The sequence below is a fragment of the Niallia sp. Marseille-Q9988 genome (assembly GCF_976954375.1).
The window spans coordinates 69,858-87,630 of the sequence record NZ_CDRJSZ010000012.1; the positions used below are offsets into that span (position 1 = coordinate 69,858).

The 17,773-nt window shown below is 34.7% G+C and carries 16 protein-coding genes; 11 read left to right on the forward strand and 5 right to left on the reverse strand.

Features of this window, described 5'->3' with window-relative positions:
- Nucleotides 1-7 precede the first annotated feature (7 nt).
- Nucleotides 8-448 (reverse strand): universal stress protein, encoded by a 441-nt coding sequence (locus ACWNMZ_RS19810; protein WP_449598838.1) that lies wholly within the window; start codon nucleotides 446-448, stop codon nucleotides 8-10.
- A gap of 110 nt (nucleotides 449-558) precedes the next feature.
- Here ACWNMZ_RS19810 and ACWNMZ_RS19815 point away from each other — a divergent pair, with 110 nt between their 5' ends.
- A complete protein-coding gene (locus tag ACWNMZ_RS19815) occupies nucleotides 559-705 on the forward strand; it encodes a hypothetical protein (RefSeq protein ID WP_284561500.1) in 147 nt (48 codons plus the stop codon).
- 144 nt (nucleotides 706-849) lie between these two features.
- Here the strand turns inward: ACWNMZ_RS19815 and ACWNMZ_RS19820 are convergent, their stop codons facing one another.
- Both ACWNMZ_RS19820 and ACWNMZ_RS19825 read right to left on the reverse strand, forming a co-directional pair.
- Nucleotides 850-1,464 (reverse strand): cupin domain-containing protein, encoded by a 615-nt coding sequence (locus ACWNMZ_RS19820; RefSeq protein ID WP_449598839.1) that lies wholly within the window; start codon nucleotides 1,462-1,464, stop codon nucleotides 850-852.
- Nucleotides 1,465-1,672: 208 nt separating this feature from the next.
- A complete protein-coding gene (locus ACWNMZ_RS19825) occupies nucleotides 1,673-2,773 on the reverse strand; it encodes a M24 family metallopeptidase (protein WP_449598840.1) in 1,101 nt (366 codons plus the stop codon).
- Nucleotides 2,774-3,018: 245 nt separating this feature from the next.
- On the opposite strand from ACWNMZ_RS19825, the gene ACWNMZ_RS19830 reads away from it, so the two are divergent.
- The 3 genes from ACWNMZ_RS19830 to ACWNMZ_RS19840 all read left to right on the forward strand — a co-directional run bounded on the left by ACWNMZ_RS19830 (nucleotide 3,019) and on the right by ACWNMZ_RS19840 (nucleotide 5,902).
- On the forward strand, nucleotides 3,019-3,264 hold the full coding sequence (locus ACWNMZ_RS19830) for a hypothetical protein (protein WP_449598841.1): 246 nt from the start codon (nucleotides 3,019-3,021) through the stop codon (nucleotides 3,262-3,264).
- Nucleotides 3,265-3,634: 370 nt separating this feature from the next.
- Nucleotides 3,635-4,954 (forward strand): DRTGG domain-containing protein, encoded by a 1,320-nt coding sequence (locus ACWNMZ_RS19835; protein WP_449598842.1) that lies wholly within the window; start codon nucleotides 3,635-3,637, stop codon nucleotides 4,952-4,954.
- A 15-nt stretch (nucleotides 4,955-4,969) separates the two neighbouring features.
- Nucleotides 4,970-5,902: a DHH family phosphoesterase gene (locus ACWNMZ_RS19840; protein ID WP_449598843.1), complete on the forward strand. Its 933-nt coding sequence runs from the start codon at nucleotides 4,970-4,972 to the stop codon at nucleotides 5,900-5,902.
- 154 nt (nucleotides 5,903-6,056) lie between these two features.
- On the opposite strand, the gene ytrI is transcribed toward ACWNMZ_RS19840, so the two are convergent.
- Entirely contained in the window at nucleotides 6,057-6,566 is a 510-nt protein-coding gene (ytrI, locus tag ACWNMZ_RS19845) for a sporulation membrane protein YtrI (protein ID WP_031534917.1), read from the reverse strand.
- A gap of 1 nt (nucleotide 6,567) precedes the next feature.
- Nucleotides 6,568-6,900 carry a YtrH family sporulation protein gene (locus ACWNMZ_RS19850; protein WP_031534915.1) on the reverse strand — a complete coding sequence of 111 codons (333 nt, stop codon included), beginning with the start codon at nucleotides 6,898-6,900 and terminating at the stop codon, nucleotides 6,568-6,570.
- A 536-nt stretch (nucleotides 6,901-7,436) separates the two neighbouring features.
- On the opposite strand from ACWNMZ_RS19850, the gene dnaE reads away from it, so the two are divergent.
- From dnaE to ACWNMZ_RS19885, 7 genes are all read left to right on the forward strand, one after another.
- The gene (gene dnaE / locus ACWNMZ_RS19855; RefSeq protein ID WP_284561241.1) at nucleotides 7,437-10,799 is read left to right on the forward strand and encodes a DNA polymerase III subunit alpha; all 3,363 of its coding nucleotides are present in this window, start codon (nucleotides 7,437-7,439) and stop codon (nucleotides 10,797-10,799) included.
- Between the two features lie 158 nt (nucleotides 10,800-10,957).
- Nucleotides 10,958-11,578: a FadR/GntR family transcriptional regulator gene (locus tag ACWNMZ_RS19860; RefSeq protein WP_449598844.1), complete on the forward strand. Its 621-nt coding sequence runs from the start codon at nucleotides 10,958-10,960 to the stop codon at nucleotides 11,576-11,578.
- Nucleotides 11,579-11,647: 69 nt separating this feature from the next.
- Nucleotides 11,648-12,517 (forward strand): acetyl-CoA carboxylase, carboxyltransferase subunit beta, encoded by an 870-nt coding sequence (accD, locus tag ACWNMZ_RS19865; protein ID WP_284561243.1) that lies wholly within the window; start codon nucleotides 11,648-11,650, stop codon nucleotides 12,515-12,517.
- On the forward strand, nucleotides 12,511-13,464 hold the full coding sequence (accA, locus tag ACWNMZ_RS19870) for an acetyl-CoA carboxylase carboxyl transferase subunit alpha (protein WP_449598845.1): 954 nt from the start codon (nucleotides 12,511-12,513) through the stop codon (nucleotides 13,462-13,464). The genes accD and accA overlap by 7 nt, the downstream gene beginning before the upstream one ends.
- A gap of 547 nt (nucleotides 13,465-14,011) precedes the next feature.
- Nucleotides 14,012-14,977, forward strand: coding sequence for a 6-phosphofructokinase (gene pfkA, locus ACWNMZ_RS19875; RefSeq protein WP_031534905.1), 966 nt, complete (start codon nucleotides 14,012-14,014; stop codon nucleotides 14,975-14,977).
- A gap of 121 nt (nucleotides 14,978-15,098) precedes the next feature.
- Complete coding sequence (gene pyk / locus ACWNMZ_RS19880) at nucleotides 15,099-16,859, forward strand: pyruvate kinase (protein ID WP_449598846.1); 1,761 nt, start codon at nucleotides 15,099-15,101, stop codon at nucleotides 16,857-16,859.
- 367 nt (nucleotides 16,860-17,226) lie between these two features.
- Nucleotides 17,227-17,616, forward strand: coding sequence for an FxsA family protein (locus tag ACWNMZ_RS19885; RefSeq protein WP_031534901.1), 390 nt, complete (start codon nucleotides 17,227-17,229; stop codon nucleotides 17,614-17,616).
- Nucleotides 17,617-17,773: the final 157 nt, after the last annotated feature.

A 17,773-nucleotide genomic window follows, 5' to 3' on the forward strand; every position in this document is an offset into this window, starting at 1 on the left:
TTTTCACTTAACTATTTCGCACAATTAGCACATCACAAGGTGCGTTTCTTGTTATTCCTTCCGAAACACTTCCAATGATAAATCTCTCAACTGCATTTAATCCAGTTGCTCCACAAACAATTAAATCTGCTTTGTATTTTTTTGCAACCTCTCGTGGAACTACTGCTCTTGGTGATCCGAATTCAATTGCTTTTACTACATGTTGTATTCCTTCAGCTGTTGCTTCGGTTACATATTTATCTAATAACTCATTTGCGAATTCATCTGATTTAGCTGCAATGGACTGATCATATGCAGCCACTGTTGCGAACGATCTTGTATCAATAACGTGAGCAATGACAAGCCTAGAGTTATTTTCTTTCGCGATTGAAATCGCTTTCTTCATTGCTTTGTCTGCTTCTTCTGAACCATCTACTGCCACAATAATGTTTTGATAGTTTACGTTCATAAGCGTTCACTCCTTTATTTGATCTACTTCTATTATATACCCATTTCATGCATAAGTTTAACTTTTCAATCAGATAATAGATAAGAAATTAAGGAAAGAAGGAATAGAAAATGGATAAACTAAACGGAAGTACCAACCATGATTTTCAATTTGATGAAAAAGGAAGAGAAGAAGTAACCGCACAAGTAATGGAATCCTATAATGATGGTGCTATTGATGCTTTCTTGGATCCTGAAAAGAAACAGAGTCGAAAGTAAACTTTCATAGTGAGTGAAAGAACAAATAGACTGAACAAATGGTGTTCAGTCTATTTTATTGCTAGGTGTAATTTCCTTCGATTAATCAGATTTAATGGAGCAGTAGAAATTGCACAGATTTAATCAAGGGTATGGATTCTATTATTAATAATATCTTGGGAATTGGTAAGGATGTTGATAAGTTGGCTGGGGAGGATAAGTGTGAGCTGGGTAATTGTCCCTTTGACTACTTCTGTTAATCGATGGACCGAGAATGGTTGTTTGATTAATAGGCGAGATAGTAGATTTCCATTTATTTACGTCCATGGAATAAGTATGAGCCATTATTTCGGGTGGTGTTAGACGAAGTAAATCAGAGCCAAAGATAGCTTCAGGTGTAGGTGCGTCAAATATAGCTAAAAGATGAGTATTATTTGTATTCGCTATCTCATAATGCCACCATCCTTGAGGAACATTCGCGACTTGACCTGCTGTAATTGTATAGTTTTGGATTTCCTTCGAAAAAGGATTTAATAGCGACACCGTTGCAGAACCAGAAATACAATAAACGAGTTCCGCAGCATTTTGATGTACATGTGGTTCCACTACTATATCTTTACTTAAATAAATATCTAGTAATGATACATTTTCCAATGAATTTAATTGTTGCTCACCTAAGACATTAATATTGTTGTAATTATCTCTTTTAAAAAAATTGCTCTTATTTACATCATAAGTAAATGATGTTTTTGGATCTGTATAATCCATATATTTCACCATTCTATTTACCCTTCTTCCCCTTAAAGTCTAGGTATTTTATGATGTATTTTTTAAATAAGTGCAAGTACCGCATCTAAATGGAGACAGATTATAGAAAATTCGTATGATAGAAGAGTAACGATGAAATAGAATGAAAGGTAAAGAAGGGTGTTCCATAAGGAAATAATTAGCTATTCCTTATGGAACATATATGAAAGTTTGTTATACCTTATGAGATTACTTGAAGCTCTTTAGGAAATTTCGTTAATATTTCCACACCTTCTTTTGTAACGTAGACATCATCCTCAATCCGAACTCCTGCAACATTAGGAACGTAAATTCCAGGTTCAATTGTATAAACCATGCCTTCTTGTAGTAACAAGGGATTTGTTTCTGTTAAGGAAGGGAATTCATGAACACTAATACCTAATCCATGACCTAAACGATGTGGGAAAAATTCTCCGTAACCTGCATTTCTAATTGTGTTACGTGCAACTTGGTCAATGGTTGCACATGAAACTCCAGCCTTTGATGCTTCAATTGCGGCAAGCTGTGCTTTTAAAACTGTGTCATAGATGTCCTTTTGTTTTTCACTAATATCTCCATATGCAACAGTTCTAGTAATGTCTGAACAGTAACCATCCACAACTACTCCTAAGTCAAATAAAACTAGATCCCCTTTTTTTATTTGAGTTTCTCCAGGATTACCGTGAGGAGAAGCACCATTTACACCGCTAAGTACCATAGTAGAAAAGGACATTTTGCCGATCCCCTTTTTCTTTAATTCATATTCAATACTTGCGAGAATCTCCATCTCTGATTTACCTTCCGCAATTTCATTACAGCCAACTTCTATAGCATAATCCGCCCATTTACAAGCTTCTTTTATTTTTGCTAGTTCATCAGCAGTTTTAATCATACGTAAGGTATTAATTTTTTCTTCGGCAGAAATAAATGATTGGATAGTAGGGAAAGAATTCTGCAGTGCGTGATATCTAGCAACATTCATATGATCCATCTCAAGAGCTACTTTATTTCTACTGCTTGTTCGAGCCTCAACCATAGTTTGAATGGTTTCCCAAAGATTGTCGGTATCACTATATCCGATGATGTCATGATTCCAGCCAGCGTTTTTTGCATCATTTTTTTCCATGGATGGACAAACCAATATGGGATCTTTTTCTGGGAACACAATCAAAGCCAATAGTCTTTCATGTGGGTCACTATAAAATCCGCTAAAATAAAAAATATTATCTGTTGATGTGAGAAAAGTGAAATCAATTTCTTCTTGCTTCATCCAATTCGCTAAAGACTCTAATTTTTGTTCCAATTAAACCAACCTCCGTGTTTCTTAAAAATATAGGATTCGTTATACTTACGTTTTATCCGTAGGACTAGGTGAATGCATTCCTTATCTTATAAGAGTAACAACTAAAATCAAGCATGTAAATATTTAGCTTCCCTAAATTTTTTCAGATCGTTTAGCTAATTATTGTTAGTATAATAATTTGCTGATTTTTAAATACTTTTTTAAACCTTGTCCGCATAGTATGGAAACAAGGAGGTTTTACGACTATGAATAAAAATAGATATTTATTATGTATCTTATTGTGTGGAGTCTTTTTATACTATGGCATGCCAAGACTTTCCCCATTTTCCGAAGGAGCAGAAGGAATATTCTCGATTACTTGGTTAGTATTTGCCTTGATGGTGATAGCAGGAAATTTAACTGCATTACTATATACTCCTAAAAAATCAAGAACAGTGAAAAAATCATCTAAAAAAGTACAGAAAAAGAAAAAAATATATTATTATCAATAAAGTGAAAAAAGCTAGTATGGTGAACCTTCTACTAGCTTTTGCTTTTTATAATAATTGTTGATTAAAGTAAAATCTTTCAATCCACACCATCCCCCCTTTAACTTCCATATATGTTGGAATGTTTTATACCGATTAATCGAGAAGTCATTGAATACCCTAGTAGTTCACTCTATAATAAAGATATGTAAGCTTTTCAATAGTTAAATGATAATAATTTCAGATAAATAGAAAAAAAGGTATTAAAATGTCTAGTGCAAGTCGTTCTCGTCTAGCCTAAACTTCAAGAAGTCTCTTTTCCTTTTCAAAAGAATAGGACTTTTTAAAGGTTAGATTGGATGCAATGCGCTGTTCTTAAAAAGAGGGTGGTAATTTGGCTACAAAACATGAGCAAATACTAAATTATATTGATGAATTACAAGTAGGAGAAAAAATCTCTGTCCGTCAAATCGCAAAAGCATTGAATGTAAGCGAAGGTACTGCTTATCGAGCAATTAAAGAGGCAGAAAATAAAGGATATGTAAGTACGATTGAAAGAGTCGGTACGATTAGAATTGAACGGAAAAAGAAAGAGAATATTGAGAAATTAACATACGCTGAAGTAGTAAATATTGTCGATGGACAAGTTCTTGGCGGAAGAGCTGGTTTACATAAAACATTGAACCGTTTTGTTATCGGAGCGATGAAATTAGATGCAATGATGCGTTACACGGGTGCTGGTAATCTTTTGATTATTGGGAATCGAGTCCGTGCACAGGAGCATGTTTTAAAAGCAGGAGCAGCGGTTTTAATAACGGGCGGATTTGATACAGAGGATCATGTGAAAAGATTAGCAGATGAATTGCAGCTGCCCATTATTTCAACAAGCTATGATACATTTACTGTTGCAGCAATGATAAATCGAGCAATCTATGATCAGCTAATAAAAAAAGAGATTGTTTTAGTGGAAGACATTTTAACGCCACTTAAAGATACAATCTATTTAAAGACAACAGATAATGTTGCATTGTGGCATCAATATAATAAAGACACTTTGCATGGACGCTTTCCAGTAGTTGATCAAAGCTTAAAAGTGCAAGGAATGATTACTTCTAAAGATATTATCGGAAAATCGATGGATATGACTATTGATAAAGTCATGACAAAGCATCCAATGACTGTTAGCGGGAAAACAAGTGTTGCTTCTTGTTCTCATATGATGGTATGGGAAGGTATCGAAGTACTACCTGTTGTAGAGGAAGCAAATAAGCTAGAAGGAATCATAAGTCGACAAGATGTATTAAAGGCATTGCAAATGAACCAAAGGCAGCCTCAAATCGGGGAAACAATTGATGATATTGTAACAAAGCATGTATTGTTGGCAAAAGGGAAAAATAAGGGGGAAACTACCTTTTCCTGTGAAGTGACACCGCAAATGACAAACCATTTAGGCACTATCTCATATGGGGTTTTTACAACAATTGTATCAGAAGCAGCGAATAGAATACTAAGAGGTTTTAAAAAAGGGGATTTAGTTGTAGAAAATATGACAATCTATTTTATCAAGCCTGTTCAAATGGATAGTGTTATTGAAATTTCCCCCAAAATTCTAGAAGTAGGACGAAAATTTGGGAAGGTAGATGTGGAAGTATTTAATCATGGGATCCTTGTAGGAAAAGCGATGATGATGTGTCAATTAATTGACCGTCATTAAGGAAGGGAGAAATAAATGAAACAGCAAATACTAGATGCAATAAAAGGGTTTGATACAATCATTATTCATAGACATGTACGTCCAGATCCTGATGCATATGGATCTCAAGGGGGATTAGCTGAAATCATTAAAGCCTCTTTTCCGGAAAAAAATGTGTACACCGTAGGGAAAGAAGAAATCTCATTAAACTTTCTTAGAAGATTAGATGAGATTGATGATAGTACATTTAAAGATGCTTTAGTCATTGTATGTGATACAGCTAATCAAGAAAGAGTTTGTGACCAGCGATATCAAACAGGTAAAATGCTAATTAAGATAGATCATCATCCAAATGATGATGCGTATGGGGATATTGCTTGGGTAGAGACTACAGCTAGTTCAACTAGTGAGTTGATTTATGAGCTTTATTTGTTTGGAAAAGATCAAGGACTAAAGATGAGTGATGAAGCTGCTAGGCTTCTATATGCTGGAATTGTTGGAGATACAGGGAGATTTCTATATCCAAGCACATCAGAAAAAACATTTCATTATGCTGGAGAATTAATCAAGTATTCATTTTCGCGTACAGACATATATGACCAAATGTACGAACTTGATCCTTCTATTGTAAAGCTGAGTGGATTTGTGCTCCAGAATTTTAATGTTCATGAAAATGGTGTTGCAAGCATGATGATTAACAAGGAGATACTAGATCAATTTCATGCTACTCCAGCACAGGCTTCTTTACTTGTTAGCAGTCTTGGAAGCGTAAAAGGTTTAAAAGCATGGGCCTTTTTCATAGAGGAGTCTGATCAAATACGAGTAAGGCTGCGTTCGAAAGGACCAGTTATTAATGGTATTGCAAAAAAGTATAATGGTGGAGGGCATCCATTAGCTTCAGGTGCAACAATATATCATTGGGATGAAGTAGGTACAGTAATAAGAGATTTAGAGGAAGTTTGTAAATAAATTTTACTAGTAAAGAGGTGCTATCTCATTTTTATGGAGCAGCACCTTATTTCAAAAGCTAAGTAAGTATCGTTTTTTAGTGAACTATCTTCATTTACTTCATGAACGGAACAATTCTTTGGTAAGGAAAGGTTGCTCCTTCTCGTACTGCTTTTTAATCGGCAAAGGTAACACTTAATTCAACATGAACTGTTGTATAGATAATCAACTCTGTTACTTTAAATTTATAGCGCTTCTTATCAGATTCTACTACTTTGTTTTCAATTGATTTTTTCAATAATGCCCGACTTTTATATACCATATCAAGGTCTTTGGCAATAATGGTCGATAAATCTTCTTTCATCGCATCTTCCATCTCAAGGGCATTGAATGGCTTAATGTCATATTTTTCTTTATCTGTATTGTTTATTTTTACAACAATGCCTTCAACTGTAAGCTTTTCCTCGGTTGTTTTGTTTTGTGCAGCAAACTCCTCTTGCCAAATTTTCTTCTCTCTTTCTAAATCTTCAATGGTAGCTTTTTGTGTTTTAATTTCTGAACTATATCTTTCCTGCCATACGCCAAAAATAAAGACAAAAATGCACCAACTGATTACCCCGCCGATTACCATCCCGGCAAAAAAACGCTGCACTGCCTGATTTTTATAATATGGTGGAATTCTCATTTTAAATATACTCCTGCGTTATCCATTTTATAATCGTTATTCCAGTATGCGCGCCACCAAAAGCAGAGACAATTAATAAGATTTGCTTAAATAAATCCTTTGTTCCGGCATCATAAATTCCTTTTTCAATTGTATCAATTGCATCAAATGTACCACCAATTGCGGTGACGATTGCCCAGATTTTTATGATTCCAGATATACGGATGATTTCTGTGATGAGTGGTTTTCCTGTTAGAAATGCGGCGAGACCGCCTAAAAGTGCTCCACCTAATATAACGCCTAATGCAATAAAGTAACTTTCAATGAAGGTAGGGAAGAATGGCTGTTGGTTCATATGTTTACCCTCTCTATCTTTTTTAGTTTTGTCCATTGCTAAAAAGACCGCAAAGTTATTAGCAAGGACTAAAGATTGTTTGTCGTATTCATCACGCTTATTAGCAACATTTTTGAAAATGGTAAAACCGTTATCTAGTATTCTTCTATTCTTATTACTATGGACAAACTATCAGTTTTATGAGTGTTTTTAACAACTTCCTTTTATATGTTTTAAAGGGGGGATGTTTGCATCGTTTTTTGATTATAAATCGTCGTATCCATTTGCTATAAATGCAATGGGAATAATTTTAAATACTCGGAAAGCTCCATAAAGAGAACATATTTTCTTTTTTTGCTGTGAACAACTATAATGAAAGGAAAAAGGTTTATTTCCGCAAACATTTTTAAGGGGAAAATGATATTTTTAAAAATTATCCTAAAAGGACGGTAACCGAAGATTTTCGGTTGAAATTCGTTCTTTTTAAAGGAATGAGCATAATAATATATTTTCTGTTAATAGGAAATTGAAAAATTTACAAGAAAAGTGGTGAATTTATGTCTTTTGTACATCTTCAGGTTTCTAGCGCATATAGTCTTTTATCTAGTACTCTTTCGATAAAAGAGTTGGTCAGCAATGCTAAATTGCAAGGGTATCATTCCATTGCTTTAACCGATCGAAATGTTATGTATGGTGCAGCTTCTTTCTATAAAGAAGCATGGAAGCAAGGAATAAAACCGATTATTGGACTAACAGTAGATGTAATAAGTGAAAGGGAAAAAGAAAATGCATATCCATTAATCTTATTAGCTAGAAATAGTCTTGGGTTTAAAAATTTATTAAAAATTACCAGTGCCATTCAAACAAAGAATCCACAAGGAATTCCGGTGAAGTGGCTAAAGCATTATGCAAAGGGCTTGATAGCCATTTCCCCAGGATTCGAGGGAGAAATGGAACAAAGTATTCTGAAGGATGATATGGAATCGGCACGAAATACATTATTGTTATGGAAGTCTATTTTTGAACCTGGCCAATGCTTCTTATCCATCCAAAGACATGGTTTAACCATTGAGGAAAAGTTCAATGAACAATTAAGGAAATTAGCTATCGAAGAAGAAGTGAAGCTTGTAGCAACAAATAATGTACTATACCTAAAGGAAGAGGATCATTTCGCTTATGAATGCTTAAAGGCAATTAAAAATTCAGAAAAGCTATCAGATTTAGAGCAAAATGAATGGAATTCCAATCAGCATTATTTAAAAAATAAAGAAGAAATGATAGAACTTTTTCATGATGTTCCAGAGATTCTTGAGAATACTTGGAATGTAGGTGAATCTTGCCAGATAGAGATGGAAGGTATACTTGCTACCTTGCCTAAATATACTGTACCTACAGGGAAAAACGCACTAAGCTATTTGAAAGAATTATGTCTTGCTGGATTAAATGAAAGATATCCAGAGCCTACTCTAGAACATAAAGCGCGGTTAGAATATGAACTTGGCATAATTGGAAAAATGAATTATAGCGATTATTTTTTAATTGTTTGGGATTTTATGAAGTACGCACGAGAAAATGGTGTTCTAACAGGTCCAGGGAGGGGATCGGCCGCTGGGTCAATCGTTGCCTATGTTTTACATATTACAGATGTAGATCCTATTAAGTATCAATTGCTTTTTGAAAGATTTCTAAATCCGGAGAGAATTTCCATGCCTGATATCGATATTGATTTTCCGGATAATAAGCGTGAAAAAGTTATTTCATACGTGAAAAATAAGTATGGAGAACTTCATGTTGCACAGATTATTACCTTTGGGACATTGGCAGCTAAAGCTGCTTTGCGAGATGTTGGCAGAGCGTTTGGTCTATCTGTAAAAGAGTTGGATGAACTTTCAAGGATGATTCCATCTAAGCTAGGAATCAATCTTAAACAGAGCTATCAAGAATCAACTCGATTGCAGCAATTTGTTGCAGCATCTCCTCGTAATAAAAAACTGTTTGATACCGCTTGTAAAATTGAAGGGCTTCCAAGGCACACTTCTACGCATGCTGCTGGCGTAGTCCTTAGTCAACAACCGCTTGTGGAAATTATTCCGATTCAGAGTGGGCATGAAGATATTTACTTAACACAGTACAGCATGGAATATTTAGAAGAACTTGGTTTATTAAAAATGGACTTTCTCGGATTGAGAAATCTTTCTTTCATGGAATCTATTCTTGAAATGATTTACAAAACAACTAAGAAAATGATTGATATAAGAAAAATACCGATTGACGATCCAGCTGTGTTCAAGCTTCTAAGTAAAGGGGAGACAACTGGGATATTTCAATTGGAGTCAGAAGGAATGCGCAATGTGTTAAAAAGGCTACAGCCAACTGATTTTGAAGACATTGTAGCCGTTAATGCGCTTTATCGTCCAGGTCCAATGGAAAATATTCCTCATTACATCAATAGAAAACATGGCAAAGAGTCGATTAACTATTATCATCCTGATTTAGAGGAAATATTAAGCAGCACATATGGAGTAATTGTTTATCAAGAGCAAATAATGCAAATTGCTTCTAAAATGGCTGGTTTTTCGCTAGGAGAGGCAGATTTGTTAAGGCGAGCTGTGAGCAAGAAACAAAAAGATATTCTAGAACAAGAAAAGATTCATTTTGTAAAAGGTGCGGCAAGGAAAGGATATCACGAGAAAACGGCGAATGAAATATATGAGTTAATAGTACGATTTGCTAATTATGGTTTTAATAGGAGCCATGCAGTGGCATATAGTATGATTGCTTATCAGCTTGCTTATTTAAAGGCTAATTATCCACTATATTTTATGGCTTCGTTACTGACATCGTCTATTGGAAATACAGGGAAAATACTTCAATATATTCAAGAATTAAAACAAATGAATATCGAAGTGGCTCCGCCATCCATTAATAAAAGTAATTACTTTTTCCGAGTTGAAAAGAACAAAATTCGTTATAGTTTAGTTGCGATAAAAGGGATTGGCACAAACGTAATGAAAGAAATACTAAAGGCAAGAAATCAGAAAAAATTTGAGGATTTATTTGATTTTTGTATTCGTGTCTCTCCAAAGACGATAAATAGAAAAGTGATGGAAATGCTAATCTACTCAGGAAGCTTTGATGAATTTGGCGTAGACCGGGCTACGCTGCTTGCTACCATTGATGTGGCAATTCAGCATGCACAGTTAGTTCATCCAGAGGATGCAGACCAAAATGATTTGTTTAGTGACGACGATTTCTTTTTTAAGCCGAAATATGTAGAAGTGGAGCCACTTAAAGTCGAGGATAAATTAGTTTTAGAAAAAGATGCATTGGGTTTTTACTTGTCAGACCACCCGGTATCTATTTATAAACAGTATCACACTTCTTTACAAACTACTCCCATTAATGAAATAGAAACAGGGAAGAAACAAAGATGTATTGTATATATAACAGAATTAAATGCAATACGTACAAAAAAAGGCGAACCAATGGCTTTTATACAGTTAAGCGATCAAAGCGGTGACATTCAAGGCGTTATATTTCCACTTGTCTTTAAAAAATATCATGAACTGCTAAAAATAGGTGAAACGGTCTATATGGAAGGGAAATGTGAAGACAGAAATGGAACGAAACAACTCGTTATTCAAATGGTTGAATCGATGGGAACAATAGTCCAATCACTTCCTAAAAAAAATCATAAGCTATTTATTAAAGTGATGAGTGAGAAAAAAATGATTGACCAAAAAGCAAAGCTTCTTACGATTATTAGGAAATATCCAGGAATTACTCCTGTTATTATTCACTATGAAGAAACAGGAAAAAATATAATTTTGAGCGAAGAATATAAAATTTCTCCAAGTAAGGAATGTATCGAAGAATTAACTGCTCTGCTTGGTACTAATCAAGTTATCCTAGCTGAATAAAACTTTACAACTTTTCAAAGATAGTATATTGTTTAATAAGCTAACTGGTCAGACCACTTAGCAAAATTTTTTGGATTGGATTATTGTACTTATACTTTATTTATTTTCTAATTATATTTGCCCTATTATGGCAAGAAAGAAGTGAGTGATGACATAAGGTGAATGAATCATCTTCAAAGGAATCCAAATTATATGTGGATATCGTCAATCATTTACGAGAAATGATTGATCAGAATGGTCTTAAGCCTGGGGACAAGCTTCCATCTGAACGGGTATTAAGTGAAACGCTAGGAGCTGGAAGATCGTCTATTAGGGAAGCCTTGAGGGCATTAGAGCTACTTGGACTTATTGAAACAAGAAAAGGGGAAGGAACCTTTCTTCGTGATTTCCAAGGTCATAAACTAGTAGAACTAATCAGTACATTCATCTTGCAGAATGATAAAGCCAAGCAAGATGTTTTGGAGACGAAGAATTATATTCAATTAAACGCTCTATATATTGCGATGGAAAAAATAACAGCAGATGAAATCGAATATTTAAAACAATGGGTGAAAGCGCAAGAACGGTCAGAAAGTGAATTTTTCTTTCAGTTAATAAAAATAGCTGATAATTTTTTGGTCCATCGTTTATGGACAATTTTGAATGACTATTATCACTCCTTAAAGATTCCTACAAAAGAATGGAGGAGGGAAGATTTCCTCCTTCTTTTAGATGCATTACATGATAAGGATCAAATGAAATTATGGAGTGTGTATAGTATTTACAATAACTTTAAATGAATAATGGTGCATGGGAATGACAGGAATCCGATTCAAATCTAAATTGTTACTTATGGGGAGGTTTCCATATTGATTAAGGGGATATTTTCGAAATCGAAAAAACTTAAATATGCTACATTGCCTTCAGAATTATCGAAAAACGAACTTCCTGAAGGTATTATGACAAAATGTTCTAATTGTAAGAAAATAATGTATACACGTGAGCTACAGAAGAATTTAAAGGTTTGTTTGAATTGTGGGTATCATTTACCAATGAAAGCATATGAAAGAATGAATAGTATCCTTGATGAAGCAACTTTTATCGAACTAAATGAGGACATGAAAACAGGCAATCCGTTACAATTTCCTGGCTATGAGGATAAGATTGCTGGAGATATTAAGAAAACGAATATGAATGAAGCAGTTGTTACTGGCACTGGCGAAATAAATGGAAATAAAGTAGTGATAGCAGTAATGGATTCTTCTTTCCGAATGGGGAGTATGGGATCGGTAGTTGGAGAAAAAATAACACTTGCTATTGAAACGGCAGACGAGCTTTCTGTACCGTTTATCATTTTTACTGCTTCAGGTGGAGCAAGAATGCAAGAAGGCGTATTAAGTTTGATGCAAATGGCTAAAACGAGTACCGCATTAAAACGATTTAGTGATAATGGTGGTTTATATATAACGATTATGACACATCCAACGACAGGAGGGGTTTCTGCAAGCTTCGCCTCGCTTGGTGATTATAATTTTGCTGAACCAGGAGCATTAATTGGTTTTGCAGGACGTCGAATTATTGAGCAAACAATTGGAGAAGAACTTCCTGAGGATTTTCAAACTGCAGAGTTTTTACTAAAGCATGGTCAATTAGATGCAGTCATACCTAGATTAGAGTTAAAAGAAAAGCTTAGCTTAGTGCTGGAAATGCATCAAACTGGTGGTGATTTAGAGTGGTAGGATTAGATTTTGATAAGCCGATAAATGATTTGAAAGTTAAAATTAAAGAGTTGAAAGATTTCTCGGAAAATGCAAAAGTTGATTTAAGTACAGAAATTGAAAAATTGGAGCTTCGCTTAAAAAAACTTGAAAATGATATCTATGATAATATGAAGCCATGGGATAGGGTTCAGATTGCTAGACATCCAAATAGACCAACGACTCTAGATTATATCTCTCATTTATTTACAGATTTTATCGAGTTGCATGGCGATAGAGGATTTGGAGATGATGAGGCAATTGTTGGCGGAATTGCAAAATATAAAGGTTTGCCTGTAACAATTGTTGGTCATCAAAGAGGGAAGGATACAAAAGAAAATATTCGTAGGAATTTTGGAATGCCCCATCCAGAAGGATATCGAAAAGCGCTTCGTTTGATGAAGCAAGCGGATAAGTTTAATCGTCCCATTATTTGTTTTATTGACACAAAAGGTGCATATCCAGGTAAAGCAGCCGAAGAAAGAGGGCAAAGTGAAGCTATTGCAAAAAATTTATTTGAAATGGCATCCATGCAAGTCCCAATTGTTTGTATCGTAATTGGGGAAGGTGGTAGTGGTGGAGCATTAGCTCTTGGTGTTGGTAACCATATCCATATGCTGGAGAATTCCACTTACTCGGTTATTACTCCTGAGGGTGCAGCATCTATTTTATGGAAAGATGCTGGACAGGCAAAACAATCTGCTGAAAAAATGAAAATTACTGCTCCAGACTTAAAAGGATTAGGTATTATCGATTCGATTATAAGAGAAGTAAAAGGTGGAGCACATCATGATATAAAAGAACAAGCGGTACAAATCGATGAGGTTTTATATGCATCTCTGAAAGAATTAAAAGGGATGACAAAGGAAGAACTTGTGAATCATCGTTATGATAAGTTCAAAAATATCGGAGCATATAAAAATAGTTAAAAAACGCTAATAACAAGAATTAAGACTGTAGACATAAAGAAAAACTGTCTACAGTCTTTTTGATGAAACTATTTAGAATTTACGCTTTCTGTTATATGTAAGATAAAACTAGTGAAAGCTAGACATAACTTTACAATAAAGTGACGAAAACATATACATAAAAAATAATGAAATGTGTATGATAAAACTGTTAAAATGATTTTGTTGACATGGTTTAAAGTGATAGAAATAGGGAAAGACCTATAATATGCGTCAGTATAAAACGGTTTCAGTTTGCTGATTATTCCGTCTTTTATTTTTTTCATAGTTTAAGTTGAGATGCGCGATTCTTCATGATATGGTAGAATTGTTTAATGGATAATTGGGTACAAATATCGGGAATTAATAGAGAATAAACATTTTCTAGATTAATTTACAAAAGTTAGCATTACATAAAATTATATATGTAAATTTTGTGAAAAATGTTGCAGACAGATAATTTGTTATATAATAGTATATGTATGTTATGCTACATAATTTATTTGTTAAGAAATTATGAGGTGAGGAAATGACAGTTAAAAGAATTGGTGTATTAACAAGTGGCGGTGACGCACCTGGAATGAACGCTGCCGTTAGAGCAGTAGTTCGTAAAGCGATTTTTCATGGTGTAGAAGTATATGGAGTTATTGGTGGTTATGCGGGACTAATTAGCGGCAACTTCAAAAAGTTAGAAGTTGGTTCTGTTGGCGATATAATTCATCGTGGTGGAACATTCCTTTTCTCTGCACGTTGTGAAGAATTCAAAACAAAAGAAGGACAACAAAAAGGAATTGAGCAATTAAAAAAACATAATATTGATGGTCTTGTTGTTATTGGAGGAGACGGATCTTATATGGGTGCGAAGGCGCTTACAGAACAAGGTTATCCTTGTGTAGGCGTTCCTGGTACAATTGATAACGATATACCTGGAACTGAATTTACCATTGGCTTTGATACGGCACTAAACACAGTCATTGATGCAATTGATAAAATCCGTGATACTGCAACTTCTCATGAAAGAACATTTATTATTGAAGTTATGGGAAGAAATGCTGGCGATATCGCATTATGGGCTGGTTTAGCTGGTGGTGCTGAAACAATTCTTATCCCTGAAGAAGGCTTTAATTTAGAAGAGATTATTGGCAGATTGAAAAAAGGGCAAGAACGCGGCAAAAAACATAGTATTATTGTCGTTGCTGAAGGTGTTGCAAGTGGTGTTGAAATTGGTAAATTGATTGAAGAAAATACCGATTTCGATACACGTGTATCTGTATTAGGTCATATGCAGCGTGGTGGTTCCCCTACTGCTCAAGACCGTGTATTAGCGAGCCGTCTAGGTGCTTATGCAGTTGAGCTTCTTGTAGAAGGTAAAGGTGGACGAGCTGTAGGTATCGAGAAAAATCAACTGGTTGATTATGATATCATTGAAGCTTTAGCGCGTAAACACACGATTGATAGTAATTTATATCACTTATCAAAAGAATTATCTATTTAATAAATCGATAGGAATTTATGATTATCTCGTCTATTTCATTGTACAGATAACTCATAAATTCCTAAAATGCTGTGAAATTAGCTATTATTTTTTTACTATTATTTATCGGAGGTAATTATTAATGCGTAAAACAAAGATTGTATGTACTATTGGTCCTGCAAGTGAAAGCGTGGAAAAATTAACGCAATTAATGGAAGCTGGAATGAATGTTGCTCGCCTTAACTTTTCCCATGGCGATTTTGAAGAACATGGTGCTAGAATAAAGAATATTCGTGAAGCAGCAGAGATTACTGGAAACAATATTGCGATCCTTTTAGATACGAAAGGTCCAGAAATCAGAACAAATAACATGAAAGACGGCGCAATTGAATTAGTTGCTGGAAATGATATCATTGTTTCAATGACAGAAGTGGAAGGTACTACAGAAAAATTCTCTGTTACTTATGAAGGATTAATTGATGATGTGGACCCAGGTAGCAAAATTCTATTGGATGACGGCTTAATTGGTCTAGAAGTAACGAAAATAGACAAATCAGCTGGTGAATTACATACAAAAATCTTAAATTCTGGAACATTAAAAAACAAAAAAGGTGTAAACGTTCCTGGAGTAGCTGTAAAGCTTCCTGGTATGACTGAAAAAGATGCAAATGATATTCGTTTTGGTATTGAACAAGGAATTGATTTTATCGCAGCATCCTTTGTACGCCGTGCATCTGATGTTTTAGAAATTAAACAATTATTAGAAGATAACAATGCTTCTCATATCCATATCATTCCTAAGATTGAAAACCAAGAAGGTGTGGATAATATTGATGAAATTTTAGAGGTTTCTGATGGATTAATGGTTGCCCGTGGTGATTTAGGAGTAGAAATCCCTGCTGAGGAAGTACCATTAGTACAAAAATTATTAATTAAAAAATGTAATACTTTAGGGAAACCTGTTATTACTGCAACACAAATGTTAGATTCAATGCAACGTAATCCACGTCCTACTCGTGCAGAAGCAAGTGACGTAGCAAATGCAATCTTTGATGGCACAGATGCAATTATGCTATCAGGTGAAACAGCTGCAGGATCCTACCCAGTAGAAGCTGTACAAACAATGAACAATATTGCTTCTAGAGCAGAAGAAGCATTAAATTATAAAGAAATATTATCGAAACGTAGCAAAGATTCTGAGCATTCCATTACGGATTCAATCGGACAATCTGTTGCCCATACAGCATTAAATTTAGAAGTAAAAGCAGTAATTACACCAACTGGTAGCGGTCACACTGCAAGAATGATTTCTAAATACCGTCCAGAAGCTCCAATTGTCGCTGTAACATATGATGCAAGTATTCAAAGACAATTAGCGCTAGTTTGGGGAGTATATCCACGCTTAAGCCAAAAATCAGAATCAACAGATGAAATGCTAGATGTAGCAGTTCAAGAAGGTGTTAACAGCTCTATTGTTACACATGGTGATTTAGTAGTGATTACAGCAGGTCTTCCTGTTGGAGAAGCAGGTACAACAAACATCATGAAAATTCATGTAATTGGAGATGTTCTTGCTAAAGGACAAGGAATTGGCCGTAAGACAGCATTTGGTAAAGCTGTAATCGCTACTAGTGCTAAAGAAGCGCTAGATAAAGTTAATTTTGGTTCGATTCTTGTGACAAATGCAACGGATCGCGATATGGTACCTGCATTAGAAAAATGTAGTGCAGTAATTGTTGAAGAAGGCGGCTTAACAAGCCATGCAGCTGTTGTAGGCTTAAACATTGGGATCCCTGTTATCGTTGGTGTAGAAAACGCAACAAGTATCTTAAAGGATGGACTAGATATTACTGTTGATTCCCGTAGCGGTTATGTTTATAGCGGACATGCTAGCGTACTATAAAAAATGATTAAAAGAAGAATATCCTTGCTATAAGGCAAGGGATATTCTTCTTTTTTTAGTTAGAAAAGGTTAAGCTATATGATGATAGCCACGATAGTAGTTAGAAAGAAAAAAGTAGTGTTCAAGGAAAGGAAGAAAGCTACATTGGCAACGGAAATGAAAAATAGCTTTTCATAATATTCACCGAAAAATGGAAACAGAGCACCTCCAAGCCCCCTCCGCCAAACCACCTATAAAAATAATGCTAATGATAAATTAAAAGATATTACCATAAATAAACAGTGGGACGAAAGGCGGTCTACTATCCTCAGCAAAGGAAAAAAGGTATAATATAAGTAGGTAGACAAGAGAAGGACGGTGACAATTTTTGCGAAATTTTTTCATTAGCTTGCTGTTATTGCCAATAATAGAGCTTATAATCTTTCTCTTAGCAGGAAATTTAATTGGAATACCAGAAACTTTATTTGTTGTAATAGGAACAGGAATTCTTGGAGCTATATTATTAAAGAAACAGGGATTAAAGGCAATTCGTAATGTGCAGGTTCAATTAAATCAAGGGATCATGCCTGGAGACGCTATACTAGATAGCTTTTGTGTTTTAATTGGGGGATTACTATTACTTTTCCCAGGATTTTTAACAGATATTGTAGGAGCTATTATGTTAATTCCTCCTACAAGAAGAATCGTAAAGCTACTCTTAATGAGGGGCATACAAAGAAAGTTGCAAAAGAAAAATAGAGTAACGATTATTCAATAAGTATAGACAAAAAGGAATAAATAATGATATATAGTAATAAAGAAAGAGTCTGACTTCTTACAAAAGAATGGAACAGACTCTCTTTTTTTGCAACTAATGTTTATTTGTATAACGAATAAACAAAGTTTGTGATTATTTGGTATAATAATGGTGCAAA